Genomic DNA, 15,512 nt, shown 5'->3' on the forward strand with positions numbered 1-15,512 from the left:
AGTCAATACAAAAATATAAGACCTTTTTTAAGGTGGTTTAATAATTACGTTTGAGTCCCAACCAACAACGATTAATCTTTTTATATCTAGGATGATAGCCATGTCTACAAACTCAATGCCTACGAATACAACAGCGACACCAGAAGCGGATACGGCTCCTCACCGTGTACCTAATTTTTCTGCAGGGCCAGCCACGATGCCGACTGCCGTATTGTCACGTGCTCAAAAAGAGCTGCTTGACTGGCAAGGTAGTGGTGTGTCAGTAATGGAAGTCAGTCATCGTAGCAAAGAGTACATTGAGATTACCGATAAGGCTGAAGCCAAACTGCGCTCATTGATGGACATTCCAGATAATTATAAGGTGTTATTTTTACAAGGTGGTGCCAGCTTACAGTTCTCAGCGATTCCTTTAAATTTGCTAAATGGTAAGCGTGCCGACTATCTAACAACAGGAACATGGTCAGGTAAAGCCATCAAAGAAGCCAAACGTTATGCCAATCTTGGTCTTGGTGAGGTGAATCTTGTGGCAACTGGTACAGACAGCAGTTTCACTGATGTGCCAGCTCAAAGCGATTGGAATCTTAGCGAAGATGCCGCTTATTTTCATTATTGTGCCAATGAAACCATTCACGGGTTACAGATATTTGAGCCACCGACAGTGGATGCGCCAATCATTGTTGATATGTCGTCTTGTATCTTGTCACAGCCGATTGATGTGTCTAAGTTTGGGATGATTTATGCGGGTGCACAAAAGAATATCGGCCCTGCAGGATTGATTATTGTTATTATCCGCGAAGATTTATTGGGGCAAGCAAGCGAGTGGTGCCCTATGCTACTAAACTATGAGCATCAGGCCGAAAAAGAATCTATGTCAAACACGCCAGCCACTTACTCTTGGTATTTGGCAGGATTGGTTTTCGATTGGCTAGAAGAGCAAGGCGGTGTCGCTGCTATTGGGAAAGTCAATCAACAAAAAGCAGATTTATTATATAAAACCATTGATGACAGCAGTTTTTATAACAATCCAGTTGCCCCTCAATATCGCTCTATTATGAATGTGCCATTTACATTGGCTGACAGCAATCTTGATAAAGTATTTTTAGAAGAGTCAAAGGCAGCAGGCTTGCTCAATTTAAAAGGTCATCGCGATGTTGGCGGTATGCGTGCCAGTATTTACAATGCGGTGCCTCTAGAGTGGGTACAGCAACTGGTTGACTTCATGATAGCGTTTGAAAAAAAGTATGCTTAAGAATGTATAAGCCGTAAAACGAAAAGACGCATCTCTTATGGATTGCGTCTTTTTTATTGAGTTTGCGCCAATCTTTTAAGAGATTGGTGTCTTTGAGTCTACACTTAGCATGGCAAACCATTAGGTTAAAAAACCTAAGTTTGTTATGATGAATTTTTATGGCGCTGCTCTTTTTTACTCACTCTCGATAAAATTTTAATTTTTCAATAAATTCTCAATACATTCATTGGTGTCGTTTGGAGGCTGGTGGTAACGTTATGATGATAAAAAATGCCCTGCTAAAAACCGCCATGCTCACCATTGCTATAAGCTCGATACCAGTGAGTTTGGCTGCACCAATAACCACCACTGCATTAGGGCACAATAGCCCGACTGAGTATATCAATGCGTCTTATATGCCTTATGCCAATCCAGATGCCCCAACAGGTGGCACGCTTTCATTGGATGCACGTGGTACTTTCAACAGTGCAAACAAATGGATGACCACTGGTGTGGCTATGATTGGAACTGATTATCTCTATGATACCTTGATGACTGGATCATTGAACGAAGCGTTCACCATGTATCCGCAGTTGGCAAATAAGGTCACTTATGACCCAGAGGATACCAGTTGGATTATTTACCATGTCAATCCTAAAGCACGGTTTTGGGATGGTTCACCTGTCACCAGTAGCGATGTCAAAGCGACATTTGATGCCCTGTTAACCAAAGGGCCTATGTATATTCGAAGTTATTTGGGCGATATTCGCGAAGTGCAAGTAATTAGTAAACAACAAGTAAAGTTTGTTTTTGCCTCAAGCGATAATAAAGAGATACTACTCACTGTCGGACAGTTTCCTATATTTGCCAAGTCTTCTATCGATAAAGATTTTGAGAAGATAACGTTGACGCCGTTAATGGGAAGTGGTCCCTACAAAATTGGGCGCGTCGATGCAGGCCGAGCAGTCAGTTATGTGCGTGATCCCAACTACTGGGGACGGGATTTGATGGTCAATCGCGGTCGCTATAATTTCGATATGATTAAGTTTGTCTATTATCAGAGTGATGAGATCGCTTTTGAAGGGTTTAAGTCTGGTCAATATCGCTTTCGTCCCGAAAACAAAGCTTCCAACTGGGCGACAGGCTATACTTTTCCAGCAGTCGAGGCTGGCATGATTAAAAAAGAAACCATCAGCAGTGAAAATCCAGTCCCCATGCAAGCGCTGGTCATGAATATGCGTCAACCGATCTTCCAAGATATTCGTGTGCGTCAAGCATTGAGTGCTGCCTATGACTTTGAGTGGATGAACAAGACGTTATTTCATGGTCAGTATGAACGTTTGCAAAGCTTCTTTCATGGTTCGGAGCTTGCTGCTACAGGCACACCATCGAGCGAAGAGATGAAGGTGCTTCGCCCATTATTATCTAAGCTCGAACCAATACAACGTCAGGCTGTATTAGCAAAGTGGCAGCTGCCAACCAGTGACGGTAGTGGCTTTAATCGTCAAGGATTGCTCGCTGCACGGCAATTATTATTGGATGCTGGGTTTTACTATAAAGATATGAAGTTGTATAAACCTAATGGTCAACCTGCCAAGATTGAAATCTTGATGACAGGCGAAACGATGGGACGTGTACTGCTGCCTTATATTCGTAATTTGAAGCGTTTGGGATTTGATGCGACGCTACGTCAAGTCGATGGCCCCCAGTACTATGAGCGTACGCGTCGTTTTGATTATGACATGATGGTTAATGTCTTCGCGCAAAGTTTGTCTCCTGGCGCAGAACAAGCTGGCTTTTGGGGTAGCGAGGCGGCTGACCAAATGGGTAACAGTAATACCGCTGGTATCAAAAATGCAGTGATTGACACGATTATTAAAAAGCTTGGCAATGCTCATAATCGTGATGAGATTGTTCTTTATACGCATGTGCTTGATCGTCTATTAAGAGCAGGCTATTACGTGGTGCCCTTATACGGTAAGTCTGGCACCAATGTCGCTTATTGGGATCAATATCGCCATGCCAAAAAACTGCCGACCAATGCGGTTGGGATCGATTATTGGTGGACGGACAAAGCGGCAGAAGCACGCGTCAATAATTACTTGAAGCAGTAAATCAGAGCTGCGCGTAAGGAGCGTATCGCCTTTGAAATGATTCGACTATACATAAGTATTTGTATAAAAAATATGAGCAATAATAATAACGACTGGTAAGGATTTAATATGAGTATCCGTATTCACCCTATTAAGGCTTTCAATGACAATTACATTTGGACCTTAATCAATGAAAACAATAAACAAGCGATCGTTATAGACCCCGGTCAAGCGGCCCCTGTCATTGCTTATTTAGAAGAAAATGAGCTGGAGCTAACCTCAATTTGGACCACGCATCACCACCATGATCATATCGGCGGCGTCGCAGAGCTACAAGAGTCTTATCCTATGACGCATTTGGTTGCTCATGCAGAGCACAATGTGGATGAAGACCAGACGATAAAAGAAGGTAGCACAGTGAGCGCTTGGGGCTGCGCGGCTCAAGTATGGGAGGTGCCTGGTCACACCCAAAGCCATGTGGCCTATATTTTAGATATCGAAGGACGTCATTATTGCTTTTGCGGTGATACGTTATTTAGCGCTGGCTGTGGGCGCGTTTTTACTGGTACGATTGAACAATTGCATGACAGCTTTAAGCGTTTGGACAGTTTGTCAGATGAGACGCTACTCTATCCAGCTCATGAGTATACGGCAAGCAACTTACGTTTTGGTTTGTCTATCGAGCCTACCAATGAGGCAATGGCGCAGGCGCTGGTACAAACACAAGATAAGACCGATCAAGGGCTACCAAGTTTACCTGTTACCTTGGAGCACGAGCGCGCGGTAAATGTGTTTTTGCGGGCGCAAGAGCCGAGTGTAATAGCAGCGGTCAAGTCTAAAACGGACATTATTGATGAGAAGTCTTTGACTGTGTTTGCTGCTCTGCGTGAGCTCAAAAATAATTTTTAAACGTTTATGTTTGATTCTTAAACCCCTATGTCTGTACTTGCGGTGTCATGGATGGTTATACAGACTTGGTAAAAGCGAGCTACCCATTTTCTCTGTTGTTGTATGTTTACCTTAGGAAGCTATCATTATGGGTCGTTATATCTTAAAAAGGTTACTGCTAATATTGCCGACGCTTTTTTTGATATTGCTGGCAAATTTTGTGATTGTACAAGCAGCGCCTGGTGGCCCTGTAGAACAACAACTGGCACTTATCGAGCAAAGCGCAAAAGATAACGCGCTGAGCGGAAACATTGGTGCAGGCAGTTCAGGTAGCAACAGTACCTATCAGGGCACTCGCGGCTTATCTGAAGACATGGTTGCTGCGATCAACGCACAGTATGGTTTTGACAAGTCTGCCCCTGAACGGTTTTGGCTCATGCTAAAAAACTATGCTCAGCTTGATTTTGGGGAGTCATTTTTTAAGGGACAACCTGTAACAGATCTTATTATAGAGAAGCTACCAGTCTCAATCTCACTTGGGCTTTGGAGTACGCTGCTCATTTATATGATTGCCATTCCACTTGGTGTGTATAAAGCCATGCATCATGGTTCAGGTATTGATAAAATTACTGCTATGCTCCTCGCTATTGGTCATGCGGTTCCTGTGTTTGTATTTGCCGTTATACTCTTGGTGTTTTTTGCAGGCGGTAGTTACTGGAATATTTTTCCTTTGCAAGGCCTAACATCCGAGAATTTTGATCAATTAAGCGCGCTGGGTAAGGTAAAAGACTATTTTTGGCATCTGGCATTACCACTTCTGGCAAGTACGGTTGGCGGGTTTGCAGGCTTGACCTATTTAACCAAGTTTAGCTTTTTAGAAGAATTGGGTAAGCAATATGTACTCACCGCTCGTGCTAAAGGTCTAAATGAGCGACAGGTTCTATATGGGCATGTGTTTCGCAATGCGATGTTGATCATTATTGCCGGTATTCCAGCCGCTATCGTTGGTATTTTCTTTGCCGGTAATTTTCTGATAGAGATTATTTTTAAACTTGACGGTTTGGGTTTACTGGGCTTTGAAGCCATTCAGCAGCGTGATTATCCCGTGATATTTGGTACGCTGTTTATTTTTACGTTGGTGGGGCTGTTATTACAGTTAATCAGTGATTTAAGTTATCATTTGATTGATCCTCGTATCGATTTTGAGGGGCGCTAATGTCAAGTCATCCACCAATCTCAATGGCATCTTCTGTCTCTATGCAAAAGAAGCGCCGTCTGAATCCTATCTGGCAAGCGCGATTAGGTCGCTTTCGCCGCAATCGTCTTGGCATGATATCGTTATTTATTTTTGCACTGATATTTGTGATTTGCATGGCAGCCAATGTGATAGCCAATGACAAACCGTTGCTGGTGCAGTATCAAGATGATTACTATTTCCCAATATTGAAAGCCTATCCAGAAACCACTTTTGGGGGCGTTTTTGAGACTGAAACCAACTATAAAGATCCAGCGGTACAAACCCTGATTAATGATCAAGGCTACTATGTCATGCCGCCGATTCCTTTTGCGGATCAGACGCCAAATGTCGAGCTTGGTCTACCGTATCCAGCAGCGCCCAATAGTCAGAACTGGTTAGGTACGGATGACTTGGGCCGTGATGTGCTGGCGCGAATACTTTATGGGTTGCGGGTGTCACTATTGTTTGGTCTGGCGTTGACGCTTGCAGGCGCGCTGATTGGCATTGTCGTTGGAGCGATACAGGGATATTACGGGGGCTGGGTAGATTTGGCGGGTCAGCGATTTATGGAAGTGTGGGGCGGTATGCCGCAGCTTTTTATGATTATTATCCTAGTCAGTTTGTTTAGTCCCAGTATCACGATGCTATTTGCCATGATGCTTTTGTTTGGTTGGATGGGTTTGGTGGGTCTGGTCAGAGCGGAGTTTTTGCGAGCGCGTAATTTTGATTATGTGCGTGCTGCCCGAAATCTTGGCGTGTCAGATAGCCAAATTATGCTGAGACATATCTTACCAAATGCACTGGCCTCAAGTCTGTCACAGCTGCCATTTATCCTAACGGCCAATATTATTGCGTTGACCGCGCTAGATTTCTTAGGATATGGGTTGCCACCTGGCTCACCATCACTCGGTGAGCTGATGGTACAAGGCAAAAATAACCTTGATGCGCCTTGGTTGGCATTGTCAGGCTTTTTTAGCTTAACTTTTATCTTATCATTGCTTATCTTCGTTGGCGAAGCGCTGCGTGATGCGTTTGATCCGAGGCGCTCTTAATATGACAACGACTACCGCAAAAGACGACCGCTCTAAGGCCAACCATACAAGTGAAAAAAATAGGCTTGTGCTCATGGTAGATAAGCTCAGTATCGTGACTCCTGCCAACGTCACACTCGTTGATCAACTTTCTTACGAGCTTAGACAAGGACAAACGTTAGCCATCGTTGGCGAGTCAGGCTCTGGCAAATCCATTGGCAGTCTTGCGCTATTGGGATTATTACCAGAAAATCTGACGATTCGTGGTGAGGTGCAACTGGTAAATGATGTAGGCATGACTGCGTTGCCGATAGTGAATAGCCGCGAGCGTAATGCTTCATTGCGCGCTATTCGCGGACAGCGCATTGGTATGGTCTTCCAAGAGCCAATGACGGCATTGAATCCATTACATACCGTTGCCAAGCAAATCGCTGAATCACTGCGATTAAGCGGTGTACCCAAAAAATCATGGCGAGACAGAAGCATTGCTTTACTAAACGACGTCAATATTACTGATCCTACTGATAAGCTCAAACGCTATCCACATGAACTATCAGGCGGTCAGCGGCAACGTGTGATGATTGCCATGGCGTTGGCACAGCAGCCCGATATATTGATCGCTGATGAACCAACCACCGCGCTTGATGTGACTTTGCAACATGAAATACTTGAGCTATTAGATGACCTTAAGCATCAACATAACATGGCAATGGTGCTCATCAGTCACGATCTAAATCTGGTCAGACGTTATAGTGATGAGGTTATTGTCATGCGTCAAGGACAGACGATTGAGCAGGGGCCAACGGCCGCTGTATTTAATCAGCCTCAGGCAGAATATACGCGTACGCTTATCCAGCAAGATTTTGGGCAGGCATTGACGTTACGTACTGATGAGCAGAGCCAGCATGTGACAGTACTGCAAGTCAATCATTTACAAGTGCAGTTTCCAATCGAAAAAAGCTTGTTTGGTAGTACGAAACGCTGGTTTGATGCAGTCAAAGATGTAAGTATGAGTCTAAAAAAAGGGCAAGCGCTGGGAATTGTTGGAGAATCTGGCTCTGGCAAAACGACCATTGCCCTTGCACTCAGTCAGTTACTCAGTAATCAAGCACGTGTGAGCGGTCAAATGCAGATTAATGGACAAGAGATTTCAACATTGCCCAAAAAAGCGCTACGTGCCTTTCGCTCCCAGATTCAAATGGTGTTTCAAGATCCATTTGCCAGTATCAATCCTCGTATGACCGTATTGCAAATAGTTGAAGAGGGATTGCTGGTGCAAGGCGTTGACAAAGTGGCTCGTCAGCAGGCAGTGATGGAAAGTCTTGCTACCGTACATTTACCTATAGAGTTTGCGCAGCGGTATCCACATGAGCTATCAGGCGGTCAGCGTCAGCGTGTGGCTTTGGCACGAGCACTCATCATGAAGCCAAGCTTATTGATCTTGGATGAGCCCACCTCTGCGCTTGATAGTACAACGCAAGTGACGGTGGTCAAATTATTACGAGAAATTCAAGAAAAATTGAACATCAGCTACGTGTTTATTAGTCATGATCTAAAGGTCGTGCGTGCATTATGTCAGCAGGTGATGGTGTTAAAAAATGGTGTATGCGTCGAGTTTGGTGATACCGAAACCGTTTTCAATAGACCGCAACATCCCTATGCAAAAAAGTTATTGCAGGCAGGTATTATTTAGCCTAAGCAAAATTCTTGTCTTAATAGAAAGTAGTTTGATTAAGACAATCAGTAGTGGTCAGTAAGTGAAAATTTGATTACTTCATGCAAATGATTTGACGAAACCACGGCATCATAGTGAGTTAGAATCTTATAACAATCAGAGCATGGCCCTTCATAATAATAACGACATACTCAAAATGGCGGTGGTACAATGAGTTGAAGCCATTGCTCGATAAAATGAATGATTGTGCTGATGTTATTGTTGGTGCAATCAAAAGCATAAATGGTTGAGTAAATAGTCACCATTGCTATGGTTAACATTGTTAAAAAGGATTTTGTACCCATGAAAAAACAAAACAGTATGGCTAAATTGGTAAGTATGAATGGGTTACAGCATGCTGGTTATTTGGCAGTTGCTAAGACCCGTGCCAAAGTACTAAAAGCGTTTTCTTATGTCATACCTATCAGAAGACCAATGTTATTTGTTGGTGAAACTTCTTGTGATGAGCTGTGCGATATGCTCATCAATGAAGGCAATACCAATGTCTTTATCGTCACTGATGCGGTGCTCAATAAACTGGGTGTGCCGACTAGAGTCACTGATTATTTGGATCAGCACAATATCAGTTATACCGTCTATGATGGCGTGACGCCAGACCCTACATTTAAGGTCGTTGAAGAAGGGCTACGCCAGTCGTTGGAAGCCAAGTGTGATTCGATAGTTGCTATTGGCGGTGGCTCAGTAATTGACGCGGCTAAGATGATTGCGATGTCACAAGGCAATGATTGTGCTCCCCAAAAGCTTATCGGTATACTTAAAGCAAGAAAACCTGCAACCCCTTTATATTGTATTCCTACAACGGCGGGCACAGGTTCAGAGGCGACACTAGGCGCGGTAGTATCAGATGACGAAACCCATCAAAAAGCCTTATCTATCGACCCAAGAATGGTGCCATTAGCCGCCGCTATTGATCCTATCATTATGAAAGGCATGCCAGCACATATCACAGCAGACACTGGGATTGATGTGCTGACGCATGCATTAGAAGCATGGATGAGTGTGAATGCGAGTGTGGAAACAGATTATTATGCCGCCTCTGCTGTCAAATCCGTGATGCATTATTTACCATTGGCCTATAAAGACGGCAGTGATTTAAAAGCCAGAGAAGAGATGGGAATAGCAGCACATTATGGCGGCATCGCATTTAACAAGGCTGGTCTAGGTTATGTACATGCCATTGCTCACCAGTTAGGCGCGCACTATAGTATCCCTCATGGTCGCGCTAACGCTATCGTGTTGCCTTATATACTTGATGTAAACCGTGATTCTAGCAAAAAGAGATTGGCGGCACTGGCCAAAAGAACGGGTATCGTGAAAGACAGTCAAACGAATGATAGTAACCTAACCGATTATCTTATTACCCAAGTACGTAATTTGATTGAAATCGTAGGGATCAATCCAACTGTCAAAGGGATGCAGGTCAGCGACTTTGATAAGATTGCTAAAGCGGCTGCCAAAGAGGTCAGTGATACCTATGCGGTTCCGACTTATATGTCGGCATCTGAGATAAAAGATATTTTAATGAAAATCAAGCAGGCGAGTGATGGGCTTTCAGATAATGAAGAGACAAGCGACAAGGTTGCTTAAGAGTAGGTAGGGATTAAAGGACAGAGTATCGCTGAGATACTCTGTCCTTTTTAGTATGGTAATGACTTAAATGATAATAGTGATCTGTTTGAATTACTTATTTTGAGCAAGGTCAAAACCAGTTATTTAAAACGCTGGTTGACGTCTAGGTATCGCCGTCAAAAATTCCATTCGTGCTTGATTGTCATGAACAAACTCACCCAGCATTGAAGTGGTGCGGGTAGTAGATTGTTGTTTATTCACGCCACGCATCATCATACACATATGCGAGGCATCCATCACAACAGCCACACCGCGGCAGCCTGTCACGTCCATAATGGTTTGCGCTATTTGATCACTTAGGTTTTCTTGAACCTGAAGACGACGGGCAAACATATCGACAATACGAGCAAATTTTGACAAACCCAATACCTGACCATTGGGCAAATAGCCTATGTGTGCGATACCATGAAAAGGTAACATGTGATGTTCGCACAAGGAGTAGAATTCAATATTTTGTACCAATACTAACTCGCGATTGCTCGATGGAAATAGGGCGTCGTTGACAACTTCATCCAAGCTTTGATGATAGCCTTGTGTTAAGTGAGCAAAGGCTTTTGCGGCACGCATTGGCGTCTCTTCAAGACCCGGACGTTCTAAGTCCTCGCCAGTTGAGCCAATCAGTTGACGATATGATTCAACGCTTTCTTGGTAATCTGATGTTATAGTTGGGGTGTTACTCATAAGTTTGGCAGCCATCCAAAATGTGGGTGTAGCTTAACGCTAAATCCTATTATGTAAAGGATTTTTATAAAAATTGTGCAAGCTGGGGAGGGTTGTGATTATACTTGAAATCTGACTAACTTCATACTGCTGTAGTGGCAGTTAAATTTTTAATGAATATTTATCAATATCGTAAGTTGTAATAGTTTACGAATGTACACTTAAAATATTTTATGTATAATGTAAAAGATTTTGCTTTCTTACACTGTAGTGAACTTACAGTTATATTAAAACACATTAATTAAACAACTTTTATCGACTAAAAAGGGAATACTATGTTGCTACAAGGCCAAAGATTTGTTGTGACCGGCATTGCAAGTAAGCTGTCTATCGCTTGGGCTATCGCAGAAGCACTACATCGTGAAGGTGCGTCGCTTATCTTGACGTATCCAAACGACAAAATTAAGAAGCGTGTCGATATGGCGGCGGAACAATTCGAAGCAGACTTGGTATTAGAGTGTGATGTGGCATCAGACGATTCTATCGCTGCCTGCTTCGAGCAAGTGAAAGCGCATTGGGGCGATGGTATTGATGGTGTCGTTCATGCGATTGGTTTTGCACCCATGGATCAGCTAGACGGTGATTTTGTGAATGCGACCACTCGTGAGGGCAGTCATATTGCTCATGATATCTCAAGCTATAGTTTTGTTGCATTAGCCAAAGCAGCACGTGAGTTATTGGCAATGCGTCATGGCTCTATGTTGACGTTGACTTATGAAGGTAGTATCTCGGTATTACCGAACTACAATGTCATGGGTATGGCAAAAGCCAGTCTTGAAGCCAGCGTGCGTTATCTAGCGACTTCTATGGGCGGCGAAGGTATTCGTGTCAATGCCATCTCAGCAGGTCCTATTCGTACACTTGCTGCCAGCGGTATAAAATCATTTCGTAAGATGCTCGACATCAGCGAAAAGATTGCACCATTACAGCGCAACGTCACTCAGAATGAAGTAGGGAATGCTGCGCTATTTTTATTATCACCTTGGGCATCTGGGGTTACTGGTGAAATTATGTTTGTTGATGCAGGGTTTAATACTGTTGCAATTAGTGAACAATTGATGTTGCTCGACGAACCAAAGCAATAACCATTTAACCCCATTGGTTATTGTAAATGTTTAACTTAATTTAATATAAAAGGCAACTGTGTTGCCTTTTTGGCCAAATGATAGATGGTTTGGCACTGATTTTTGGACAACACATATGATAACTAAATTACCAAAATGGATAATGTGGGGTGGGGCGCTACTGGCATTGAGTGCAGGTTGCGTAAATACAATTGCGTTAATGGGATTCACGACTTTATCAGTCTCTCATGTGACTGGGAATGTAAGCTTATTTGCAACCGCTATCGCTGCTTTAGATATGCGCAGTATTTTGTTTATTGGTGCAACATTATTAACTTTTTTAATAGGGGCAATATTGAGCGGTGTTATCATCGGTCAAACGTCATTAAAGCTTGGCAAGCGTTACAGTCTTGCGCTTAGTATTGAAGCGGTATTACTGATACTCAGTTATTGGTTATACCAGCAGGAAAATAATATAGGGCAGTTGACAGCTGCCATGGCTTGCGGATTGCAGAATGTGATGGTGGCCACTTATAGCGCGTCTGCTATTAGAACCACGCATTTGACAGGTTTGACCTCAGATGTGGGTCATGCCATTGGTAACTGGATTGCTGGCCGCTCTATCGATAAACCAAAGCTGACATTTCAATTAATTATTTGGCAATGTTTTTGTGGCGGCAGCGTCTTAGGTGCACTGTTATATAGTCAATTTCAATATAGGGCATTATTTATGCCGATCATGATTGTTTCGACAACAGCGATTTTATATAGCGCTATGCTGCAAAAGTTACCAGAAAAAAGACAGCCAATCGAAATATAAGAAGGACATACTTTCTATATAGATACTCTTGAAAACGCTTTTCAAGAGTATCCTTTCAAACACTGAGTATTAAAGTTTAATGCTCTAGCTGTTTATTTTACTACTCTCTACTTACCCAAACTATTATTTATCTTCTTGTTCATGATCTTCATGTTCATGCATACCTTGCATCATATCTAGCATCGAATCATCCGTGCGCTGCTGATCTTTTTTGGCAAGGCCATCTTGGTTGATATCTTTTGGCGCCATTTTGGTCGTCGAATCTGTTTTGTTATCGTTTGGCATAGCATACTCCTAGTCATCTCTATTAGTGTTTTTGCTCAACCTTATAATTATGTGACATCGATTTTGGCTTGTATAGGTCTGAATGATAATTGTTTGAATGCTTTATGTAATTTTTATAAGCCAAAGCGCCCATACGAAGCAGTGAGAGAGCCATGATTGAAAAATAAAAAGAATTGTGAGGTGATTATTGTTAATGAATCAAACAGATATCTTAAGAAACAAAATTAATCAATATGTATTCATATATAAATTATTCTGATATGATATTTTCGCGCGTAATATTCACTATATGAATATTATGATGACTTATAACAAGTGTGTGTTGCAATGATTTTTGTCTTCATACTCACTCTGGATGCGATAAGGATGATTTATGTCAGAGAAAAAGCTGGATAGCCATATTCCTGATGATGGTAATGAATATTTATTTACGGATACCTTTCCAAAAGGTACAGGCAAAGGATTGATCGTGGTCGCCATCGCGGCAATCATCAGTTTTATTATTTACAATGTATTGCCATTTGAAGTCAGTGCAAACAAAGGGCTAGCAATGCTGTTTTTTATCGGCGTGCTATGGCTCACTGAGGCGATACACGTCACTATCACTGCGATCTTGGTGGTCGTAGTTGGAACATTAATTGGCATTCCTGATTTTAATGCTGAAGTAGGTCTGCAAAGCTTTGCTAGTCCCATTATTTATCTCTTCTTTGGTGGTTTTGCCTTGGCTGCCGCATTACATGTGCAGAAATTGGATAGAAAGATTGCGCTAAAGATTTTATCATTGTCTGGCGGCAAACTGAGTACCGCCGTATTTTTGATATTTGGGGTAACGGCATTTTTGTCAATGTGGATCTCAAATACGGCAACAACGGCAATGATGCTACCGCTGGCACTTGGTATCTTAACGCAAGTTGACAGTAAAGAAGATCGCGGTACGTTTGTGTTTGTATTACTTGGTATTGCTTATTCAGCAAGTCTGGGTGGTTTGGGTACGATTGTTGGCTCGCCACCAAATGCGATCGCGGCAAAAGCCTTGGATATTGCGTTTGTTGATTGGATGAAATTTGGTATTCCAATGATGCTGATACTATTACCAGTATTGTTGGGTGCGATGTATTTATATCTGAAACCCAATCTAAACCGCACGATGACCTTGCAACAGGACGAGAACATTCATTGGAACAAGCCGCGGGTATTGACAATCATTGTCTTTATTGTGACAGCAGTGAGCTGGATACTATCTAAGCAAATTGGTGCTGCAATTGGTATTGAGGATACGGATGCCGTTGTTGCATTACTGGCAGCAGTAGCGGTCGTGAGTTTGGGTCTGGTATCTTGGAAGCAAGTGTCAGATAATACGGATTGGGGTGTATTGATGTTATTTGGTGGCGGTATTGCGCTATCGAATATCCTAAAAGTATCAGGCGCATCATTAGTACTGGGTGAGACGGTTGCTAATGGCTTACAAACAGCACCACTATTGGTCGTAATGCTTGCAATCTCAGCCTTTATTATTTTCTTGACAGAGTTTGCATCAAACACGGCATCAGCCGCGCTCTTAGTGCCTGTATTTGTGGCAATTGCCGAGCATATGGGTATACCGAGTGAAGTCTTAGTACTTATCATTGGTATCGGTGCGTCTTGTGCCTTCATGCTACCCGTTGCCACGCCGCCAAACGCTATCGTTTTTGGTACAGGTTTGATCAAGCAAACAGAGATGGTGCGTACAGGTGTTATCCTCAATATCATCTCTACTGTTATCGTTGGGTGTTGGGCGTATTTCTTCCTACTATAAGTCTAACGAACCATTAGCATTACCATGATAAATAGAACCTGATGCCCCAACATTAATGAGGCATCAGGTTTTTATTTTGTGTACTCTATTCATTTACCACATTGCAATTTATGGGGATAATAGACATTATGACGACATTCAATCGTAAGACTTGCATGACAATCGCTGCTATTTCAGACATTCATAGTAATGTCTTCGCGCTTGACGCGGTGCTTGGGGATATCAAAAAGCGCGGTGTCGATCAAATCGTCAATCTTGGTGATATTTTATATGGGCCGATAGCGCCTAGGGCGACCTATGAATTATTAATGGCCCATCGAGATGATATTGTTACCATTCGGGGCAATCAGGATAGGCAAATTTATGAGGCGCTGCATTTATCAACCATGGCAGAAATCGCTGATAATCCAACGATGGATTTTATTGTGAAAGATTTACCCAAAGACGCGATTGAATGGATGCGCGCTTTACCGTTTGATTGTCATTTAAGTGAGGACGTTTATCTTTGTCATGGGACGCCAACTGATGACATGGTATATTTGCTTGAGGATATCGCAACAGGCGTACCGACAGTACGTAGCGACTCGAACATCTTTTCATTATTAAATGGTATCGATAGCCCTGTCATTGTCTGTGGACATACGCATATTCCACGTACAGTCACACTATCGTCAGGGCAAATGGTTATTAATAGTGGCAGTGTGGGTTATCCCGCCTACGAAGATGATTTGCCAGTCGTCCATAAGATGCAAACGTATTCGCCTCATGCCAGCTACGCGCTTATAACCTGTATAGAGACGCCGCAAGGTAAACGCTGGCAGACTGAGCATATTAAGGTGGCTTACAATCATAAAGCAGCAGCAAAACTGGCACTAAACAACGGTCGTGAAGACTGGGCATTTGCATTGAATAGCGGACGGGTATTGTAATAAGACGCGCTCGATATTATGCTCAATTAAAACTAGCTACAATGAAAAATTTATAAGG

13 protein-coding genes are annotated in these 15,512 nt (G+C 42.8%); 11 read left to right on the forward strand and 2 right to left on the reverse strand.

Annotated features, from left to right (window positions below; genetic code table 11):
* The first annotated feature begins 115 nt into the window (after positions 1-115).
* From serC to CZ794_RS05170, 7 genes are all read left to right on the forward strand, one after another.
* Positions 116-1,249: a 3-phosphoserine/phosphohydroxythreonine transaminase gene (serC, locus tag CZ794_RS05140; protein WP_087040686.1), complete on the forward strand. Its 1,134-nt coding sequence runs from the start codon at positions 116-118 to the stop codon at positions 1,247-1,249.
* 260 nt (positions 1,250-1,509) lie between these two features.
* Complete coding sequence (locus CZ794_RS05145) at positions 1,510-3,342, forward strand: extracellular solute-binding protein (RefSeq protein ID WP_087040687.1); 1,833 nt, start codon at positions 1,510-1,512, stop codon at positions 3,340-3,342.
* A 108-nt stretch (positions 3,343-3,450) separates the two neighbouring features.
* A complete protein-coding gene (gene gloB, locus CZ794_RS05150) occupies positions 3,451-4,230 on the forward strand; it encodes a hydroxyacylglutathione hydrolase (protein ID WP_087040595.1) in 780 nt (259 codons plus the stop codon).
* Between the two features lie 127 nt (positions 4,231-4,357).
* Entirely contained in the window at positions 4,358-5,425 is a 1,068-nt protein-coding gene (gene yejB / locus CZ794_RS05155) for a microcin C ABC transporter permease YejB (RefSeq protein WP_087040596.1), read from the forward strand.
* Positions 5,426-5,466: 41 nt separating this feature from the next.
* Complete coding sequence (locus tag CZ794_RS05160; protein WP_373407897.1) at positions 5,467-6,498, forward strand: ABC transporter permease; 1,032 nt, start codon at positions 5,467-5,469, stop codon at positions 6,496-6,498.
* Position 6,499: 1 nt separating this feature from the next.
* A complete protein-coding gene (locus CZ794_RS05165) occupies positions 6,500-8,170 on the forward strand; it encodes an ABC transporter ATP-binding protein (RefSeq protein WP_087040598.1) in 1,671 nt (556 codons plus the stop codon).
* A 324-nt stretch (positions 8,171-8,494) separates the two neighbouring features.
* The gene (locus CZ794_RS05170; RefSeq protein ID WP_087040599.1) at positions 8,495-9,799 is read left to right on the forward strand and encodes an iron-containing alcohol dehydrogenase; all 1,305 of its coding nucleotides are present in this window, start codon (positions 8,495-8,497) and stop codon (positions 9,797-9,799) included.
* A gap of 126 nt (positions 9,800-9,925) precedes the next feature.
* Here CZ794_RS05170 and folE read toward each other — a convergent pair whose 3' ends face one another.
* Positions 9,926-10,522: a GTP cyclohydrolase I FolE gene (gene folE / locus CZ794_RS05175; protein ID WP_179207247.1), complete on the reverse strand. Its 597-nt coding sequence runs from the start codon at positions 10,520-10,522 to the stop codon at positions 9,926-9,928.
* A gap of 314 nt (positions 10,523-10,836) precedes the next feature.
* Here folE and CZ794_RS05180 point away from each other — a divergent pair, with 314 nt between their 5' ends.
* Together CZ794_RS05180 and CZ794_RS05185 are read left to right on the forward strand one after the other, a co-directional pair.
* On the forward strand, positions 10,837-11,646 hold the full coding sequence (locus CZ794_RS05180) for an enoyl-ACP reductase (protein ID WP_087040600.1): 810 nt from the start codon (positions 10,837-10,839) through the stop codon (positions 11,644-11,646).
* Positions 11,647-11,761: 115 nt separating this feature from the next.
* Entirely contained in the window at positions 11,762-12,445 is a 684-nt protein-coding gene (locus CZ794_RS05185; RefSeq protein ID WP_087040688.1) for a YoaK family protein, read from the forward strand.
* A 123-nt stretch (positions 12,446-12,568) separates the two neighbouring features.
* Here the strand turns inward: CZ794_RS05185 and CZ794_RS14060 are convergent, their stop codons facing one another.
* The gene (locus CZ794_RS14060) at positions 12,569-12,730 is read right to left on the reverse strand and encodes a hypothetical protein (RefSeq protein ID WP_179207248.1); all 162 of its coding nucleotides are present in this window, start codon (positions 12,728-12,730) and stop codon (positions 12,569-12,571) included.
* A 373-nt stretch (positions 12,731-13,103) separates the two neighbouring features.
* Here CZ794_RS14060 and CZ794_RS05190 point away from each other — a divergent pair, with 373 nt between their 5' ends.
* Together CZ794_RS05190 and CZ794_RS05195 are read left to right on the forward strand one after the other, a co-directional pair.
* Positions 13,104-14,525: a DASS family sodium-coupled anion symporter gene (locus CZ794_RS05190; protein ID WP_087040601.1), complete on the forward strand. Its 1,422-nt coding sequence runs from the start codon at positions 13,104-13,106 to the stop codon at positions 14,523-14,525.
* Between the two features lie 128 nt (positions 14,526-14,653).
* Entirely contained in the window at positions 14,654-15,454 is an 801-nt protein-coding gene (locus CZ794_RS05195; RefSeq protein WP_218778305.1) for a metallophosphoesterase, read from the forward strand.
* Positions 15,455-15,512: the final 58 nt, after the last annotated feature.

The organism is Psychrobacter sp. JB385, assembly GCF_900163785.1.
GTDB lineage: Bacteria > Pseudomonadota > Gammaproteobacteria > Pseudomonadales > Moraxellaceae > Psychrobacter.

What these genes read in the sequence shown, in the direction of transcription:
- serC (WP_087040686.1), top strand. Translation starts at nt 116, where the DNA reads ATGCCTACGAATACAACAGCGACACCAGAAGCGGATACGGCTCCTCAC.
- CZ794_RS05145 (WP_087040687.1), top strand. Translation starts at nt 1,510, where the DNA reads ATGATAAAAAATGCCCTGCTAAAAACCGCCATGCTCACCATTGCTATA.
- gloB (WP_087040595.1), top strand. Translation starts at nt 3,451, where the DNA reads ATGAGTATCCGTATTCACCCTATTAAGGCTTTCAATGACAATTACATT.
- yejB (WP_087040596.1), top strand. Translation starts at nt 4,358, where the DNA reads ATGGGTCGTTATATCTTAAAAAGGTTACTGCTAATATTGCCGACGCTT.
- CZ794_RS05160 (WP_373407897.1), top strand. Translation starts at nt 5,467, where the DNA reads ATGCAAAAGAAGCGCCGTCTGAATCCTATCTGGCAAGCGCGATTAGGT.
- CZ794_RS05165 (WP_087040598.1), top strand. Translation starts at nt 6,500, where the DNA reads ATGACAACGACTACCGCAAAAGACGACCGCTCTAAGGCCAACCATACA.
- CZ794_RS05170 (WP_087040599.1), top strand. Translation starts at nt 8,495, where the DNA reads ATGAAAAAACAAAACAGTATGGCTAAATTGGTAAGTATGAATGGGTTA.
- folE (WP_179207247.1), bottom strand. Translation starts at nt 10,522, where the DNA reads ATGAGTAACACCCCAACTATAACATCAGATTACCAAGAAAGCGTTGAA.
- CZ794_RS05180 (WP_087040600.1), top strand. Translation starts at nt 10,837, where the DNA reads ATGTTGCTACAAGGCCAAAGATTTGTTGTGACCGGCATTGCAAGTAAG.
- CZ794_RS05185 (WP_087040688.1), top strand. Translation starts at nt 11,762, where the DNA reads ATGATAACTAAATTACCAAAATGGATAATGTGGGGTGGGGCGCTACTG.
- CZ794_RS14060 (WP_179207248.1), bottom strand. Translation starts at nt 12,730, where the DNA reads ATGCCAAACGATAACAAAACAGATTCGACGACCAAAATGGCGCCAAAA.
- CZ794_RS05190 (WP_087040601.1), top strand. Translation starts at nt 13,104, where the DNA reads ATGTCAGAGAAAAAGCTGGATAGCCATATTCCTGATGATGGTAATGAA.
- CZ794_RS05195 (WP_218778305.1), top strand. Translation starts at nt 14,654, where the DNA reads ATGACGACATTCAATCGTAAGACTTGCATGACAATCGCTGCTATTTCA.